15 protein-coding genes and 1 pseudogene are annotated in these 17,192 nt (G+C 57.4%); 9 read left to right on the forward strand and 7 right to left on the reverse strand.

Going from position 1 to position 17,192, the window contains the following annotated elements; all coding sequences use genetic code 11:
• Positions 1–123 precede the first annotated feature (123 nt).
• The 4 genes from osmF to AAH450_RS10105 are packed head-to-tail and all read left to right on the forward strand — an operon-like array spanning position 124 to position 3,902.
• Positions 124–1,038: a glycine betaine ABC transporter substrate-binding protein OsmF gene (gene osmF, locus AAH450_RS10090; protein ID WP_342910092.1), complete on the forward strand. Its 915-nt coding sequence runs from the start codon at positions 124–126 to the stop codon at positions 1,036–1,038.
• Positions 1,039–1,084: 46 nt separating this feature from the next.
• Entirely contained in the window at positions 1,085–2,245 is a 1,161-nt protein-coding gene (locus tag AAH450_RS10095) for an ABC transporter permease (protein WP_342910093.1), read from the forward strand.
• The gene (locus tag AAH450_RS10100) at positions 2,242–3,174 is read left to right on the forward strand and encodes an ABC transporter ATP-binding protein (protein ID WP_342910094.1); all 933 of its coding nucleotides are present in this window, start codon (positions 2,242–2,244) and stop codon (positions 3,172–3,174) included. Before AAH450_RS10095 ends, AAH450_RS10100 begins: the two co-directional genes overlap by 4 nt.
• Before the next feature lie 2 nt (positions 3,175–3,176).
• Positions 3,177–3,902: an ABC transporter permease gene (locus tag AAH450_RS10105; RefSeq protein WP_342910095.1), complete on the forward strand. Its 726-nt coding sequence runs from the start codon at positions 3,177–3,179 to the stop codon at positions 3,900–3,902.
• On the opposite strand, the gene AAH450_RS10110 is transcribed toward AAH450_RS10105, so the two are convergent.
• Complete coding sequence (locus tag AAH450_RS10110; protein ID WP_306206772.1) at positions 3,889–3,993, reverse strand: protein YohO; 105 nt, start codon at positions 3,991–3,993, stop codon at positions 3,889–3,891. The genes AAH450_RS10105 and AAH450_RS10110 overlap by 14 nt on opposite strands.
• 175 nt (positions 3,994–4,168) lie before the next feature.
• The gene (locus AAH450_RS10115) at positions 4,169–4,909 is read right to left on the reverse strand and encodes a MerR family transcriptional regulator (RefSeq protein WP_342910096.1); all 741 of its coding nucleotides are present in this window, start codon (positions 4,907–4,909) and stop codon (positions 4,169–4,171) included.
• Between the two features lie 144 nt (positions 4,910–5,053).
• Between AAH450_RS10115 and AAH450_RS10120 the strand changes: the two genes are divergently transcribed.
• The 3 genes from AAH450_RS10120 (at position 5,054) to AAH450_RS10130 (ending at position 7,367) form a co-directional block, all read left to right on the forward strand.
• Positions 5,054–5,617 (forward strand): helix-turn-helix domain-containing protein, encoded by a 564-nt coding sequence (locus AAH450_RS10120; protein WP_342910097.1) that lies wholly within the window; start codon positions 5,054–5,056, stop codon positions 5,615–5,617.
• On the forward strand, positions 5,617–6,138 hold the full coding sequence (locus tag AAH450_RS10125; protein ID WP_342910098.1) for a GNAT family N-acetyltransferase: 522 nt from the start codon (positions 5,617–5,619) through the stop codon (positions 6,136–6,138). Before AAH450_RS10120 ends, AAH450_RS10125 begins: the two co-directional genes overlap by 1 nt.
• A 452-nt stretch (positions 6,139–6,590) precedes the next feature.
• Complete coding sequence (locus tag AAH450_RS10130) at positions 6,591–7,367, forward strand: DUF3750 domain-containing protein (protein ID WP_342910099.1); 777 nt, start codon at positions 6,591–6,593, stop codon at positions 7,365–7,367.
• 229 nt (positions 7,368–7,596) lie between these two features.
• Here the strand turns inward: AAH450_RS10130 and AAH450_RS10135 are convergent, their stop codons facing one another.
• Together AAH450_RS10135 and AAH450_RS10140 are read right to left on the reverse strand one after the other, a co-directional pair.
• A complete protein-coding gene (locus AAH450_RS10135; RefSeq protein ID WP_342910100.1) occupies positions 7,597–8,682 on the reverse strand; it encodes an iron-containing alcohol dehydrogenase family protein in 1,086 nt (361 codons plus the stop codon).
• A 33-nt stretch (positions 8,683–8,715) separates the two neighbouring features.
• Positions 8,716–8,827 (reverse strand): annotated as a pseudogene (locus tag AAH450_RS10140) (agmatinase); the annotation flags it as partial.
• Positions 8,828–9,063: 236 nt separating this feature from the next.
• Here AAH450_RS10140 and dinG point away from each other — a divergent pair.
• Together dinG and ybiB are read left to right on the forward strand one after the other, a co-directional pair.
• Entirely contained in the window at positions 9,064–11,226 is a 2,163-nt protein-coding gene (gene dinG, locus AAH450_RS10145) for an ATP-dependent DNA helicase DinG (protein ID WP_342910101.1), read from the forward strand.
• Positions 11,227–11,244: 18 nt separating this feature from the next.
• A complete protein-coding gene (ybiB, locus tag AAH450_RS10150; RefSeq protein ID WP_342910102.1) occupies positions 11,245–12,216 on the forward strand; it encodes a DNA-binding protein YbiB in 972 nt (323 codons plus the stop codon).
• 69 nt (positions 12,217–12,285) lie between these two features.
• Here ybiB and AAH450_RS10155 read toward each other — a convergent pair whose 3' ends face one another.
• The 3 genes from AAH450_RS10155 to hutH all read right to left on the reverse strand — a co-directional run bounded on the left by AAH450_RS10155 (position 12,286) and on the right by hutH (position 16,823).
• A complete protein-coding gene (locus tag AAH450_RS10155; RefSeq protein WP_342910103.1) occupies positions 12,286–13,443 on the reverse strand; it encodes a M20 aminoacylase family protein in 1,158 nt (385 codons plus the stop codon).
• Between the two features lie 121 nt (positions 13,444–13,564).
• Positions 13,565–15,250 (reverse strand): urocanate hydratase, encoded by a 1,686-nt coding sequence (gene hutU, locus AAH450_RS10160; protein ID WP_342910104.1) that lies wholly within the window; start codon positions 15,248–15,250, stop codon positions 13,565–13,567.
• Positions 15,251–15,260: 10 nt separating this feature from the next.
• Complete coding sequence (gene hutH, locus AAH450_RS10165; RefSeq protein ID WP_342910105.1) at positions 15,261–16,823, reverse strand: histidine ammonia-lyase; 1,563 nt, start codon at positions 16,821–16,823, stop codon at positions 15,261–15,263.
• Positions 16,824–17,192 lie beyond the last annotated feature (369 nt).

The following is a 17,192-nucleotide window of genomic DNA, read 5'->3' on the forward strand; positions in this document are numbered from 1 at the left end:
ATTGAAAAAGTCAGCCCAGGCAGGTTCTCTTTGCTTACAGCGGATGTGTTTTTTGCCGTCTGGCTTTCTGCCGGGCTTTATTAGGCTACGCTTGTTACTAACCTGACGAAAAGGAAAAGAAAAATGGTGAAGAGAACAGGGCTTGCGCTCGCACTGGCGGGTTTACTCGCACTGACCACCACCGCTGGCGCGGCGGAGCCGGTGAAAGTGGGGTCGAAAATCGATACGGAAGGATCGCTGCTCGGCAATATTATCCTTCAGGTACTGGATAAGCACGGCGTGAAAACGGTGAACAAAGTGCAGCTTGGCACCACTCAGGTCGTCAGGGGAGCCATTACCGCTGGTGAACTTGATATCTATCCTGAGTACACCGGCAACGGCGCTTTTTTCTTTAATGATGAGCATGACCCCGCCTGGAGAAATGCAAAGGCTGGTTATGAGAAAGTGAAAAAGCTGGACCAGCAGAAAAATAAACTGACATGGCTCACTCCGGCACCCGCGAATAATACCTGGACCATTGCTGTGCGCGGTGATCTGGCACAGAAGAATCAGCTCAAATCTCTGGAAGACCTCAGCGCCTACCTGAAAAAGGGCGGTGAATTTAAGCTGGCCGCTTCCGCAGAATTTATCGAGCGGCCCGATGCGCTGCCAGCGTTCCAGAAAGCCTATGGCTTCACGCTGAAACAGGATCAGCTGCTCTCCCTGGCTGGCGGCGACACGGCGGTCACCATCAAAGCCGCAGCGCAGCAGACCTCTGGCGTTAATGCGGCGATGGCCTACGGCACCGATGGCCCGGTTGCGGCGCTGGGGCTGCAAACGCTGAGCGATCCAAAAGGGGTGCAGCCCATCTATGCGCCAGCCCCGGTTATTCGTGACTCGGTGCTGAAGGCTTACCCACAGATTGCTGACTGGCTGAAACCGGTCTTTGCTTCGCTGGATGAAAAAACGCTGCAAGAACTCAACGCGAAAATTGCCGTAGAAGGGCAGGACGCGAAAAAGGTGGCAGCAGACTATTTGCAGCAGAAAAAACTGCTGTAGCGAAACCCGGGTCGGCTGAGCCGGCCCGCAAGCTATCGGAAAAATTTTGCGCCCTACTATCCATAATCGCGTGCTGCTAACGCTCTCCATCCTGCTTGGCGTGGCGGCTGCGCTGTTCCCCTTTTTAAACTATGCCCCCAACCGGCTGGTCTCTGGTCACTCCCTGCCGCTGCAACAGATCCTGAGCGGTGCAGAGTGGCTCCTTCTCCTGCCGATGCTGCTGCTGTTCTTACAGGCTTTTATCCCTGGCAGCCGCCTGAACCTGCTTTTCACGCTGCTGCTGTGCGAACTGCTTTTTATCGCCCTGGTCGCCCTGAGCGGCTATCACGCCAGCTTACTGGCGCAGCAGGGCAGTCCGCTTGCCAGAACATCCTGGGGAAGTGGTTTCTGGCTTTGCGCAGGCCTTTGCCTGCTGCTTGCTGCTGACGCCAGCGCGCGGCTGACAAAAAGTGCACTCTGGCGACTGCTGCTCAACGGGCAAATCTGGCTACCGGTTATCCTGTTATTGCTGAGCGGCCAGCTCCATGAGCTGGCGCTGCTGAAAGAGTACGCCAACCGTCAGGAAGTCTTCGACCAGGCGCTGTCACGTCACCTGCTCCTGCTGGCAGGGACGCTGGTTCCCACGCTGCTGATTGGGATTCCCCTTGGCTGGCTCTGTGCGAAAAAAGCTGCCATCCAATCGCCCGTGTTTGCCATCCTGAACGTGATTCAGACCGTGCCTTCCATCGCCCTGTTTGGTCTGCTGATTGCGCCCCTGGCGGGGCTGGCCCGCTCTTTTCCGCTGTTGTCGGAGATCGGCATTAGCGGCATCGGCATGGCACCCGCGCTGATTGCTTTAGTGCTATATGCGCTGCTGCCGCTGGTGCGTAGCGTGGTGGCCGGGCTGCAACAGGTGCCGAAAGAGGTGATTGAAACCGCGCAGGGCATGGGCATGACCGCCAGGCAGATCTTCTGGCAGGCTGAAGTGCCGCTGGCCCTGCCTCTCCTGCTTGCCGGCGTGCGGGTTGTGGCTGTGCAAACCGTGGGAATGGCAGTGATTGCGGCCTTGATTGGTGCCGGAGGATTTGGCGCCATCATCTTCCAGGGATTGCTCAGCAGCGCCCTGGATCTGGTGCTGCTGGGGGTGATTCCGGTCATCGCCATGGCGGTAATTATCGATGCCCTGTTTAAATTTACTCTTTCCGTTATTGAGGCGAAGCGCCAATGATCAACTTCAACCAGGTGAGCAAGCATTTTGCCGGTAAAGCAGCTGTCAGTAATCTGACGCTGAATATTGCTGAAGGTGAGTTCACGGTACTGATTGGAACATCCGGTTCTGGCAAATCTACCACGCTGAAAATGATCAACCGGCTGATTGAGCATGATGAAGGCACCATCCAGTTTGCCGGAGAAGAGATCCGCGGATTTAATCCCCAGGCGTTGCGCAGACGAATGGGTTACGCCATCCAGTCTATTGGTCTCTTTCCCCACTGGACGGTGGAGAAAAACATCGCCACGGTGCCCGCCTTGTTGAAATGGCCTGCGCAGCGTATCGCTGACCGGGTCAGTGAGCTGCTGGCGCTGCTGAATCTGGACGAGCAGTTTCGTCACCGCTTTCCCCATCAGCTTTCCGGCGGTCAGCAGCAGCGTGTCGGCGTCGCCAGAGCGCTGGCGGCGGATCCGGAAGTGCTGTTAATGGATGAGCCTTTTGGCGCACTGGATCCGGTGACCCGTGGCGCGCTTCAGCAGGAGATTGTGCGTATTCATCAGATTTCCGGGCGAACCATCGTGCTGGTCACCCATGATATTGATGAAGCTTTAGCGCTGGCCGACAGGCTGGTGTTAATGGATGGCGGAAAGATTATCCAGCAGGGCACGCCGGTTGAACTGCTTACCCAGCCGGTCAATGATTTTGTCAGAGACTTCTTTGGCCGCAGTGAACTGGGCGTACGCCTGCTCTCGTTAGGAAATGCAGGCGCGGCCGCACGGCGTGGTGAATGGCTGGAAGAGGAGTCTATTTCTGAAGAGATGACGCTGCGGGAAGCCCTTTCGCAGTTTATTGCCCGCCAGACAGACCGGCTGCCGGTGACGGATAAAGCCCTTAAACCCCTTGGCGTGCTGCACTTTGCCGATCTCCTGAAACAGAGGAGGACGTGAAGATGCGCTGGTTACGTGATCCCTTACTGTGGCTGCTGCTCTTCTTTGTGGCGCTGCTGGTAGCGATGCCCTACAGCGGGCCGCTGTTTGCCCACTGGTTTCCCACTCTCGACAGGCCTTTATATCAGCAGGAGAGCTTTTTGCAGCTGGCGCTGGCCCATATTGAACTGGTGGCTCTCTCAAGTCTGTTTGCGGTGATAACAGGCATGGGCGCAGGCATTCTGGTCACCCGCTCGTGGGGAAGAGAGTTCCGCTCCTTGATTGAAACGCTGGTAGCCGCAGGGCAAACATTTCCTCCCGTCGCCGTGCTGGCAATTGCCGTGCCGGTGATGGGCTTTGGCGAAAAACCGGCAATTATCGCCTTACTGCTTTACGGACTGTTACCGATTTTGCAGGGAACCCTGGCGGGGATCAGCGCCGTTCCGGCGAGCGCAAGGGAGATAGCCGAAGGTGTGGGCATGAGCCCCTGGCAGATTTTATACAAAGTGGAATTGCCGCTGGCCCGCCCGGTGATCCTGGCTGGTATCCGGACTTCGGTAATTATCAATATCGGCACGGCGGCCATCGCTTCAACGGTGGGTGCAAAAACGTTGGGATCGCCGGTGATTATAGGGCTGAGCGGATTTAATACCGCTTATGTTATCCAGGGAGCCTGCCTGGTGGCGCTGCTGGCTATCGTGACCGACCGCCTTTTTGAGCGCCTGCAAAGACGTTTTACGCGCGAATAAGAATAGTGTAGCCCGTCAGCATAACGCCACCGATGCCGCCCAGGGCCATCAACAGGAAGATAAAAATGACGCCAATTTTTTGCCAGTTCATGCCGGTATGTCCGTTGGTCTGCCGCAGAAGAGGGCAAAGTATACCGCTTTTCACCCTGGCTGGTTAAGCCTTTGCTGGCTTTTTGTTGTTTCAGCCAGCCTCCATTCCTGACCTCTGTATAAGCTTTGAAGAGAGGCCGGTCAGGAGGAGCAACAGTGAAGCGCGGCCAGGAGGTTCAGGCAGTACTACCCGGCAGATGGGTAATGGCAAAACCCTGCTCCTGCCAGTGTGCTAATTGTTCCTGCTGCCGGTGGGTAAGCGACTTACCGGTAAAGATAAAGAGTTTCTGCCCAGGGAACAGTTCCGGACGCGGCATTTCAAGCGGTTCTGCCAGCACATCCATTCGCCACCCCTGTTGTGAGAGGCGCCAGGCTTCCAGCCAGAGTCGGGTGCGATCTTCGTTAGCCCAGCCAATCAGCAGCGCATCTTTTCCCGGCTTTTTACGGGAGCCTGTTAAGCAGAACGCAACATAATCGATTAGAGCGCCGTCGAGCAGGCTGCACATGGTACGGGCGGTGTTCTGATCCAGCCCAAGGCGCTGCCGGATAGGTATAAACACGTGATCGATTAAAGCATCAGCCGGATGTTCACGCCCCATCGCCGCAATTTTAACCCGGAGTTTAGCGGGCCTGACATGGCGAAGCACGGCCATCATCTCTTCCTGCAACTTGACCCATCCGTCATGGACGTTGACATTTTCTCCCTCAAGCAGCGCCTTGACCTTGCCTACCGGCACGCCGCTCTCAATCCAGCGTTTGATCTCTTCAATGCGCTGAATATCTTCCTCGTCAAACTGACGGTGTCCTCCCTCGGTCCGCTGGGGCTTCAGCAAGCCATAACGGCGCTGCCACGCCCGAAGGGTGACGGGATTCATTCCGCAGCGTACCGCTACATCACCAATACTGTACAATGCCATGCAGATCCTCTCATCTTTACCACTCAGTCTACCGTAGCGGACTCTTCATTACTGTACAACTATTATTTAACTGTACAAGTTGATACTTTGCCTTAAAATCTGTAGATCTCATTAAAGAGAATAATTCCCATAAATGAGAAAACCATGCCTGATTGCGCCTCTACTGAACAACGTCTCGCCCGGCGACTGGCGGCGCTGCGTGTTGAAAAAGCGTGGTCGCTGGAGACGCTGGCTGAGATGACCGGCATCAGCAGAGCCTCGCTCTCCCGCATCGAACGCGGCGAGACCAGCCCCACAGCCTCTTTAATGAACCGTTTATGCATCGCCTATGGGCTAACCATGTCGCGGCTGTTAAGCGAGGTAGAAGAGCCGGGGCCGCAGCGTTTACGCCGTCACGAGCAAAGCGTCTGGCACGACCATGAGAGTGGCTTTCAACGGCGGAGCATTTCGCCACCCGCCAGCAACTTTCACGGCGAGCTGGTAGAGGGAAGGCTGATAAGCGGTGCAAGGATTGACTATGATGCGCCGCCGGTGGAAGGGATAGAACAACATATCTGGATGCTTGCAGGCGTGCTGGTGTTCAGCATGAACGATCAGCAGTGGCGGCTGGAAGCGGGCGACTGCCTGCGCTTTCACCTCTCTGGCCGCTCCTCTTTCCACGCGCCAGAGCCTGAAGGCGCGCATTATGCACTGGTGGTGTGTCGTTGATGAACAATCTTCAGTATCAGACCCTGACTGCCGCACAGGCAGAATCTGAACAGGCAGCCTTGTATAATGTGCTGCACGCTTGTGTGGCAGAGGGTGCCAGCATTGGTTTTACTTCTCTGGATGCCAGACCCATGCAGCGTTTATGGCAGGGGGTTATCACCAGCCTGGCAAACGGCAGCAAACAGCTGATTGTTGCCCGGCAGAACGGTGAGATTGTGGCGACAGTGATTGTGGTGCTGGAGATGCCGCCAAACGGCGAGCATCGGGCTGAAATAGCCAAACTGCTGGTGCACCCCAAAGCCAGACGTCAGGGCATTGCCCGCATACTGCTGCAACAGGCTGAAAAGCTGGCGCAGCAGGCGGGGCGATCGCTGGCGGTGCTGGATACCCGCACGGGCGATGTCGCGGAGCAGCTTTATCTTTCGCAAGGATGGCAGATAAGCGGGCAGATCCCCGCTTATGCACTCTCCACGGCAGGCGTATTAGATGCCACTACGGTGATGTACAAATTTTTGCAGTGAAAAAGGGCTAAGGTCAGCCCTGGAGAGGCCGCCCGTGAAAAGGCAAAAAAGCTACAGCCATGTTTAACCGCATCGTGCTGCACAGGAAGCCGCAGCAGAGGAGCAGTAAAGCACCGGCTGTTGAACCGGAGATACATCGCCCTGCGCTGCCGTAAACAAATTACCTTGCCGTCAGGATCATCACAAAATCCACTGAGCGACAGGGCGCTCACGGCAATTCGCTGAATTAACGGCCCGCGTGTTAGTGGCAGAACAACCGCAGCAGCGCACCATTTTGCCGCTCATTGCACACATTATGCTGTGCAAAGAATAATCATTGAACAGCGGCAGCTATTTCAGTAATGTGACAAATATCACCTTCCCCGAGTCTGACGACGCCCTGTCCCAGCCGCGAAATCAACCCAATCCGAAACACATTTTTTACCCGCTCAGTAGGGGTGGACAAAGGAACTATGCTCTATTTGAAATTCATCACTTTAGGCTTTCTTTGCATCATGCTGCTCTCTTTTGGTCAGAGCTACTATAAAGCCACGCACAGCGGTGTGGAACTCCGCGGACAGAGCTGGTCTACCGCAAGACGCGACTCTGCGGAGATGGCGCCAGACCCGGTAACTTTCCGCCAGATGGCCATCGTGCAGGTCTATGTCGCCCCGACCTTTGGCTGGCGGGGACTGTTTGCCGTGCACCCCTGGATCATATTTAAAAAGGCAGGGGAGACGCAATTCAGCCGCTATGAGGTGGTGAGCTGGGGCAGCAGCAACGTTATCCGCGAAAATTATGCGCTGCCGGACGGCTACTGGTTTGGCGCAAAGCCGCAGCTGATTGTTGACCACCGTGGAACTGCTGCCGCGGCAATGATCCCGCAAATCGAGAAAGCGATAAAAAGTTATCCCTGGCCGCATACCTACCGGGTCTGGCCCGGCCCGAACAGCAACACCTTTCTGGCGCATATTGGCAGGGAAGTGCCCACGCTCCGGCTCGATTTGCCTGCTAACGCCATTGGAAAAGATTTCCGTCCGCTTAAAAATCCGGTTGGCTTACCACCATCAGGCCGCGGGCTACAGCTTTCGCTGTTGGGCGTGCTGGGCCTGACCCTGGGAGGAGAAGAGGGGCTGGAAGTGAATATTCTGGGCTTCAATATGGGCATTGATGTGAAATCTCCGGCGCTGCGCTTGCCATTTGTTGGTCGTTTAGGGCAAACCAAGCTGGAGAGTGAGGTCGCGGGATAACCACTGCGGTACAAGAGAAGTTCGTCAGCACATTCTCTTCTGGCGGCGCCTCCGCAGGCGGTCAGCATAGCCGGATGGCACCAGTTTTTCAGGGCGATCCGGCTAGTTGAACCGGAAGGCATCGCTATCCTGCGGAGCCTGCAACTCTTATGCAGTCTCCGCAGGGCACTGTCAGCAGTGACGCTGCGGGATCACCGTCTGCCGTTTCCAGACCAGAAATAAAGGAACATTACCGCCCGACCGCCAGCGCTTCCACCCGGCGGATAGCCTGATAAAGCGCCTCAACAGTGACCGGGTGCGCCATATTTTCCATATCTGGCGCGTGCACGGATTCGCGAACAATTATCGCCAGTTCCTCATCGGTCAGATCGGCAATCTCCTTAAGAGTGAGTGGTACGCCACACTGGCGGGCCAGCGCCATCTCGTGCAGCAGTTCTTCATCAGGACGGTTTTCCAGCGCCAACAGGCAGAGATTACCGTAGGCCACCAGCAGGCCGTGACCAAACTCACGGGTTTTGTCGCAGAAAGTAAAGCCTTCATAAATGGCGTGTGCCGCCGCAGCGTGAGCGCCGTTGCTCATCAGCGAGGTCAGCCCGGCATAGGTAAAGATTGCGTCTAAGGCCTGATCAAGATGGTAATCCGGCAGATTTTTGCGCACCGCTTCACAGGCTTTCGGGCCATGTTGGGCAATCACTTCATAGCAAATCTGGCTGTGCGCCAGCGAGGACCTGGCGCTGGCATCAACCGGTGGATGGCGCTGACTGACGGCGCGGAACTCATACCATTTCGCCAGCGTATCGCCCAGCCCAGCCGACAGCCAGCGCAAGGGCGCCTGGGCCAGCAGTTCGCTGTCGATAATCACCGCTGCCGGTGCCTGTGACAGCGGGAAAATATCGTGGAAATTTCCGTTGTCATCATACCGAATCGTCAGCGGCGTAACGGCTGAGCAGGTGGCAGCAATGGTCGGAATAGTGATTACCGGCAGGTTATGTTCCGCGCCTACCGCTTTACAGGTATCCAGCGATTTTCCGCCGCCAGCGGCGATGATCACCTCGACATTCAAAGAGGTTGCCAGCTCCCCCAGCCGCTGAATTTGCGCCAGAGACGTTTCGCCGCCAAACCATTCGCAGCCCAGCAGGGTCACTTCAGCATCGGCAAGCTGGGTGCGAACCTGGGACTCCACAGCTTTTATCGCCTGATGTCCGCCTATTAACAGCGCGCGCTGGCCCAGTTCCCGGCAGATCTCACCTAACTGATGAATAACGCCCGCACCACGCAGCACGCGTGCAGGAAAAACCAGATTTTGTTCAGACATGCGTGACCTTTTGAAAGTTGACGCTCAGAGCCTTCAGTTGTACTTCACTCCGGGTAATATGCAGAGCTTTTCATAAAGAATATTTGCCGCTGACCCTATAAGAAGGTGGAACCTCCAGCAGATCGCTGCCGGTCAGCTTAAGGCCCAACCGTGCACAATCTCTACCTTTGAATGGAGGGCAGCGCGCCCGGCTTCAGCGTGCAGGCGTAATACTCTGTCCGGATTCAGGCAAATGACAGCTGTTGCCTGGCCTCTCACCGGGTTCTGCGCCTCTTGCCATCTGGCCAAACTGCGAGCTGCCCCGAGGCAATAAGTGAAGAAGGCTGACGCGAGCCTGATACTGTGTAAAAATACAGGCCGTTTCAGTAAAAAGTGGTTGTTATGGCGTTATCTGCCGCGTTAAAAGCGCAAATTGCGGAGTGGTATAAAACCCTTCAGCAACAAATTCCTGACTTTATTCCCCGCGCACCGCAGCGGCAGATGATTGCCGAAGTGGCGAAAACGCTGGCGGGGGATGATGGCCGTCATCTGGCGATTGAAGCGCCCACCGGCGTGGGGAAAACGCTTTCTTACCTGATCCCAGGGATCGCCGTCAGCCGCGCGGAAGAGAAACCGCTGGTGGTAAGTACGGCTAACGTGGCGTTACAGGATCAGATATTCAGCAAAGATTTACCGCTGCTGAAGAAGATCATTCCGGATCTGCGGTTTACCGCCGCCTTTGGCCGTGGCCGCTATGTTTGCCCCCGTAATCTGTCGGCTCTGGCCACCGATGAGGAAAAACAGGGCGATCTGCTGCTCTTTCTGGATGAACAGATGACCGCCAGCAAGGATGAGCGGGCGCTCTGTACCACTCTTGAAAAAAACCTTAACCGGCATCAGTGGGATGGTCTGCGCGATCACTGTGAAGATTCTATTGAAGATTCGCTCTGGCAGCGCCTGAGCACCGATAAAGCCAACTGCCTTGGCAGCAACTGTCACTGGTTTCGCGAATGCCCGTTCTATGTGGCGAGGCGTGAAATAGAAAACGCGGATGTGGTGGTGGCGAACCATGCTTTAGTGATGGCGGCGCTGGAAACCGAATCGGTACTGCCGCCGCCGAAAAATCTGCTGCTGGTGCTGGACGAAGGGCATCATCTGCCGGATGTGGCGCGGGATGCGCTGGAAATGAGCGGGGAAATCACTCCCGGCTGGAATACGCTACAGCTTGATCTCTTCTGCCGCCTTGTGGAGCAGTGCCTGGCCCAGTTTCGCCCCAAAAGGCCGCCAGGCCTGAGCAATCCTGAGCGTCTGAAAGCGCACTGTGAAGAGGTGCGCGAGCAGTTGCAGCAGCTCTCTCATATTCTTGCCCAGCTGCTGCCGCCCGGCAATCAGGAGGGCGAATACCGTTTTGAAATGGGGCTGCTTCCCGAAGAAGTGCTGACCCTGTGCGCCCGTCTGTTCAAACTGTGCGATGGTCTGCGCGGGCTGGCGGAAGCGCTGCTGAACGATTTAAGCGAAAAGTCGGGGCAGTTTGATGTGGTCAGGCTGCACCGCGCGCTGATCCAGATGAATAAAGCGCTTGGCTGGTTTGAAGCCAGCAGCAAGCTCTGGAAACTGGCGGCGATGGAAAAAGCCTCTGGCGCACCGGTCTCTAAATGGGCAACCAGAGAGATCCGCGACGGCAACGTCCACTTAATGCTTCACTGCGCCGGCATCCGCGTCAGCGATCAGCTGGAAAAGTTGCTGTGGCGCAAAATCCCCCATGTGGTGCTCACTTCCGCCACGCTGCGCTCGCTAAGCAGCTTCCAGCGCCTACAGGAGATGTCCGGCCTGTCGGAGAAGGTGGGCGACCGTTTTGTTGCGCTGGATTCGCCGTTTAACCATATAGAGCAGGGCAAGCTGGTGATCCCGCAGATGCAGTATGAGCCGATGCTGGCTAACGAAGTGAAGCATCTGGCGGAGATGGCGCACTTCTTCCGGGCGCAAATTAAACTTGGCCTGCACAAAGGCATCTTAGTGCTGTTTGCCAGCGGCCGTGCGATGCAGCAGTTCCTCTCTTATCTGCCTGAGCTGCGTCTGATGATGCTGGTACAGGGCGATAAACCCCGTCCTGCGCTGGTGGCGCTGCACCGCAAGCGCGTTGAGCAGGGGGAAACCAGCATTCTGGTCGGGTTGCAATCTTTTGCCGAAGGGCTGGATCTCAAAGGGGATTTGCTGTCGCAGGTGCATATTCATAAAATTGCTTTCCCTCCGGTGGACAGCCCGGTTATTTTGACCGAGGGAGAGTGGCTGAAAAGCCTGAGACGCTACCCGTTTGAAGTACAAAGTCTGCCCAGCGCCTCGTTTAATCTGATCCAGCAGGTCGGCAGACTGATCCGCAGCCATGAATGTTTTGGTGAAATTGTCATTTACGACCGGCGACTGCTGAGCAAAAGCTATGGCGCCCGCCTGTTGGGGGCGCTGCCGGTCTTCCCGATTGAGCAGCCAGCAATGCCGGAAGGCGAGTTACCCAAAGCAAGTCTGGCACCTGCGGGAAAGAAACCCTCACCGCGCCGTCGTCGCTAATAACCGAAGAGCAGAAGCATGGAATATAACAAGATCATCAAAGAAGTGGGGCGCGGTAAAAACCATGCCCGTGATATCGATTTTGCTACCGCGCGTGAGCTTTACCGCCAGATGCTGGCGGGCGAAGTGCCAGATTTGGAGCTGGGTACGATTCTGATTGCGCTGCGCATCAAAGGCGAAGGCGAGGAGGAGATGCTCGGCTTTTATGAGGCGATGCAGGAGCGGGTTATGAAGCTCACTCCGCCTGTGCATTACCCCATGCCGGTGGTTATCCCAAGCTATAACGGCGCGCGTAAGCAGGGGAACCTGACGCCGCTGCTGGCTTTACTGCTGAGCAGGCTGGGCTTTCCGGTTGTGGTGCATGGCGTCAGTGACGATCCTACCCGTGTCACCAGCGAAGCGGTCTTTCAGGCGCTGGGCGTTGCCGCTGTGCAATCTGCTGAGCAGGCGCAGGCGCAGCTTGAGCAGGGTGAACTGGTGTTTATGAGCGTTGCCACACTCTGTGCGCCGCTGGAAAGGCAGCTCTCGCTGCGCTGGCGTATGGGCGTACGTAACAGCGCGCATACGCTGGCAAAACTGGCGACGCCGTTTGCGGAAGATGCCGCGCTGCGTCTCTCCAGCGTCTCTCATCCGGAATATATCCCCCGCGTAGGGCAGTTTTTCCGGGCTATCGGCGGGCGGGCACTGCTGCTGAACGGTACCGAAGGGGAGGTCTATGCCAACCCTCAGCGCTGTCCCGCTATCAGCCTGATTGCGGGCGGTGAGCCAGAAGTGCTGCTGCCCCGGCAGGAAGAGGAGGGAGCGGCACGCGATACGCTGCCAGCAGCGAAAGATGCCGCTACCACCGCGGCATGGATAGCGCGATGCCTGAACCGTGAGCTGGCTGTACCGGAGTCGCTTCGCCAGCAGATCGCCTGCTGCTATATGGCAACTGGCCGGGCGGCAGACCGACAGGATGCGCTGGAACAGCTCGTCCGGGCGGGTTACTGAGGAGGGTTGCCTGCACAGGCTGGGGCTGAATGCAGAAGGCTACATTGGCTGCTCCAGCCTGGCAGGCTCTTAACGCCGGGGAAGCAGTTGTTCGGCCAGCGCACTCCAGAATGCGATGCCTTTGCCGATCAGTTGGTCATTGAAGTCGTAGTGCGCATTATGCAGCGGTCGGGAAGGCGTCTCGCCATCGGCTCCCAGCCAGAAGTAGGCGCCGGGGCACGCTTCCAGCATACAGGCAAAATCTTCTGAGGCCATCGACGGGCTTACTTCCCAGTGCACCTGCTCAGCGGGTAACAGCCCCAGCGCGCAGTCGCGTACTTTCAGCGCTTCTGCCGCGTTATTTTTCGTCACCGGATAATCGGTGAGATACTCAATACTGCCCTCAATGCCCAGTGGCGCGGTAAACGTGGTCACAAACTCATCTATCATTTTGCGTACTTTGCTGCGCACGTCGGCCTGCAAACAGCGCAAGGTGCCGCGCAGCACCACATTTTCCGGGATGACGTTAATCGCCTCGCCGCCGTTGATCTGCGTGATGCTGACTACGGCTGAAGCCAGAGGGGATAAACGACGGGAGGGAATGGTTTGCAGCGCCAGAATCAGCTGGGCCGCCGCCACCACGGGGTCGGCTCCGTTTTCCGGCATGGCGGCGTGGCAGCTTCTGCCGCGTAGGGTGATTTCAAACGCATCAAGGGAGGCCATCATCGCTCCGCTGTTCACCGCAATATGCCCAGCAGGCAGGCCTGGCCAGTTGTGCATGCCGTAGATAGCCTCCATCGGGAAGAGCGTAAACAGACCTTCGGCAACCATTTTCCGCGCTCCGCCCAGATTCTCTTCCGCAGGCTGGAAAACGAAATGCAGGGTGCCGCTGAACTGACGGGTCTGGCTGAGGTGCTTCGCCGCGGCCAGCAGCATGGCGGTGTGGCCATCATGGCCGCAGGCATGCATCACGCCCGGCCGCGTTGAGCGCCAGGCGGGTTCGCCCCGTTCGGTTATCGGCAGCGCATCCATATCGGCGCGAAATCCAATGCTGGGGCCGGGGCCGTTTTCCAGCGTACCCACCACGCCAGTACCGGCCAGGCCGGTATGTACCTGTAGCCCGAATGCCCGAAGCTGCTCCGCGACTCTGTGCGAGGTTTGATGTTCCTGATAGCCCAGTTCCGGCAGGGCGTGCAGTTCTCTGCGCCAGCCGGTGGCCTCTTCAATCAGCGAAACGGGAATTGTCATGACGTCCTCTCCTCTGAGCCGCAAATTCCTGATATCTGGCTGGATCAAGGTAGCATAAAAAGGGGGGCAGCGCTGGCGGTGAAAATGAGGCAGGCCGGGCAGGGCGCCCGACCTGAAAAGATTACTTCACCATCGGCAGGTTCAGCTCGTGCTTAGCGGCACATGCCTGCGCCTGTTCATAGCCTGCATCGGCGTGACGCATCACGCCAGTGGCGGGATCGTTCCAGAGCACGCGGCTCAGCCGCTTGTCCGCTTCAGCGGTGCCGTCACAGACGATAACCACGCCCGCATGCTGAGAGAAGCCCATGCCCACGCCGCCGCCGTGGTGCAGGCTGACCCAGGTGGCGCCCCCCGCAGTATTGAGCAGGGCATTCAGCAGCGGCCAGTCAGAAACGGCATCAGAACCATCCTTCATCGCTTCTGTCTCGCGGTTTGGCGACGCCACAGAACCGCAGTCCAGATGGTCACGACCAATCACCACCGGCGCTTTCAGCTCGCCGTTGCGCACCATTTCGTTAAAGGCCAGCCCGGCAAGATGACGTTCACCCAGCCCCAGCCAGCAGATACGCGCCGGCAAGCCCTGGAAAGCGATGCGCTCCTGCGCCATATCAAGCCAGCGATGCAGGTTTTTGTGATCCGGGAACAGCTCTTTCAGTTTGGCGTCGGTTTTATAGATATCTTCCGGATCGCCGGAGAGCGCCACCCAGCGGAACGGGCCTTTGCCTTCGCAGAACAGCGGCCGGATATAGGCGGGAACAAATCCCGGAAAATCAAAAGCGTTCTTTACGCCTTCGTCGAGAGCGACCTGGCGGATATTGTTGCCGTAATCCACTGTGGGCACGCCCATGTGACAGAAGTCGAGCATCGCCTGCACATGAACCGCCATAGAGGCCCTGGCTGCTTTCTCAACCGCTTTAGGATCGCTTTTCCGCGTCTCTTCCCAGCGCGAAAGCGACCAGCCAACCGGCAGATAGCCATTGATGGGATCATGGGCGGAAGTCTGATCGGTAACGATATCAGGCTTCATGCCGCCTGCCTTGGCACGCTTAACCAGCTCAGGCACGATTTCTGCGGCGTTGCCCAGCAGCCCTACAGAGATGGCGCGCTTCTGCTGGTTAGCCTGGTCGATCATCGCCAGCGCCTCATCAAGCGTGGTGGCTTTGTAATCCACGTAACGGGTACGCAGCCGGAAGTCGATACGTGATTCCTGGCACTCAATCGCCAGCACAGAGGCCCCGGCCAGCACGCCAGCCAGCGTCTGTGCGCCGCCCATGCCGCCCAGTCCGGCGGTAAGGATCCATTTGCCGCTCAGGTCACCGTTGTAATGCTGACGGCCCGCTTCTGTAAAGGTTTCAAAAGTACCCTGCACGATGCCCTGAGCACCAATGTAAATCCAGGAGCCTGCGGTCATCTGGCCGTACATCATCAGGCCCGCTTTATCCAGCTCGTGAAAATGGTCCCAGTTCGCCCAGTGCGGCACCAGGTTGGAGTTAGCAATCAGCACGCGCGGCGCATCGGCATGCGTACGGAAAACGCCAACCGGCTTACCAGACTGCACCAGCAAAGTTTCCTCCGGTTGCAGGGCTTTAAGCGAACGCAGGATCTGTTCAAAGCACTCCCAGTTACGTGCGGCTTTCCCAATGCCGCCATACACCACCAGATCTTCAGGACGTTCCGCCACATCCGGATCAAGGTTGTTCTGGATCATGCGGTACGCCGCTTCAATCAGCCAGTTAGCGCAGTGGAGTTCGCTGCCGTGGGGAGCACGGACTTCACGCGCCACCGCTTTGCTTAGGTTGTCACTCATCATCAAATCCTTAATTTGGGGAGGAAACTGCCGGTGCTGAGCTGGGGAAAAGGGCGGCGATGGGATCAGGCCAGCTGTCGCTGCTTGCCCAGAGCCGCATCTGTTCAATATCCGGCGCCATCAGGCGATCTTTTTCGAGCCAGGCCACGCGCTTGCGCAGGTTAGCCATCTCCTGTTCAATCAGGGGCGAACTTTGCAACGGACGATGGAAATCGATGCCCTGCGCCGCTGCCATGGCTTCAATACCAACCACCACTGCGGTGTTAAAGCACATCGCGCCGAGACGGCGGGCGGCATAGGTAGCCATCGAGACATGGTCTTCCTGATTGGCAGAGGTCGGCAGGCTGTCGACGCTGCCGGGATGCGCCAGAGATTTATTTTCCGAAGCCAGCGCGGCTGCGGTGACCTGAGCAATCATAAAGCCGGAGTTGACGCCGCCATCGTTGACCAGGAAAGGAGGCAGGCCGGAGAGTCCACTGTCCAGCAGCAGCGCCATACGCCGTTCCGAAATCGCGCCAATTTCGGCAATCGCCAGCGCCAGGATGTCGGCGGCGAAGGCAACGGGTTCGGCATGGAAGTTACCGCCGGAGATCACATCTCCCGTCTCGCTGAAGACCAGGGGATTGTCGGAGGCGGCATTGGCCTCGATTTGCAGCACTTTAGCCGCATGAAGCAGGTTATCCAGACAGGCACCCATCACCTGGGGTACGCAGCGGATGGAGTAGGGGTCCTGAACGCGGCCACAGTCAGCATGGGAATGCAGAATATCACTGCCTTCCAGCAGCGAGGAAACCGCCGCTGCCACTGCAATCTGCCCATGCTGCCCACGCGCTTCATGGATGCGGCTGTCATAAGGTTTGACAGAACCTTTGATCGCTTCCAGCGAAAGCGCCCCGGCTACCAGCCCCGCCGCAAACACTTTTTCGCCTTCAAACAGCCCACGCAGGGCCAGCGCGGTGGAAACCTGTGTGCCGTTTAGCAGCGCCAGTCCCTCTTTCGGCCCCAGCACAAAGGGTTGCAGTCCGGCCAGCGCCAGTCCCTCGGTAGCCGGGATCAATTTGCCCGCGACGCGCACTTCCCCTTCGCCAAGCAGCATCAGCGAGAGGTGCGCCAGCGGGGCCAGGTCGCCTGAGGCGCCCACGGAGCCTTTCTCGGGGATGCAGGGCATCACACCGGCATTGAACAGCGCCAGCAGGCCCTCTATCAGCGCTATCCGGACACCGGAGTGGCCGCGCGCCAGGCTGATAATTTTGGTCGCCATAACCAGCCGCACTACGTCATCCGGCAGCAGCTCGCCAATGCCCACGCTGTGGGAAAGCACGAGGTTGCGCTGCAATTCGGCAAGCCGCTGGGCAGGAATAGAAGTTTGCGCCAGCTTACCAAAGCCGGTATTGATGCCGTAGGTCACCTTGCCTGACTCAACAATGGCCTCGACGGTTTCATAAGCCCTGAGAACGCTGGCGCGGGCGCTTTCATCCAGCGAAAGCTGAACGTTACCGTGATAAATGCGTTTCAGTGTGGCCAGCCCGACCTTACCGGGGGTCAGCTGACAGAGAGAGGGGGCGACTGGCATGGTATACTCCTGTATAGACAAGTTGGTGTGCACTAACCCCTTTTCAGGGGGCCGGGTTCACAGACCGCGACAGGCTACTTTTTGCAGTGAACCAGATGTGTATAGTCTTGTCTATACAATTAGCAATGCTTGTGCCAGGTCGATCACAAAACTTTTTTGCTGTGAGGTTTAGCTGTTCAGGAGGGAATCACCCGCATTCATTGGCCATTTTGTTTCCAGCCCTGAAGAACAGCAGGCAGAGTGGGCAGCCTGTTTGTGCACTGTAACGGGCTGTACTGCACTGCAACGGTGCAGGGCGCGTCCCTGAGATGTATATACATTTAAGAGGCTAAACAGTAAACTGGCGAAAGTATCTTTATCAAGGAAGCG

Origin of the sequence: Erwinia magellanica, assembly GCF_039023495.1 — a bacterium.
In the GTDB taxonomy this organism is placed as follows: domain Bacteria; phylum Pseudomonadota; class Gammaproteobacteria; order Enterobacterales; family Enterobacteriaceae; genus Erwinia.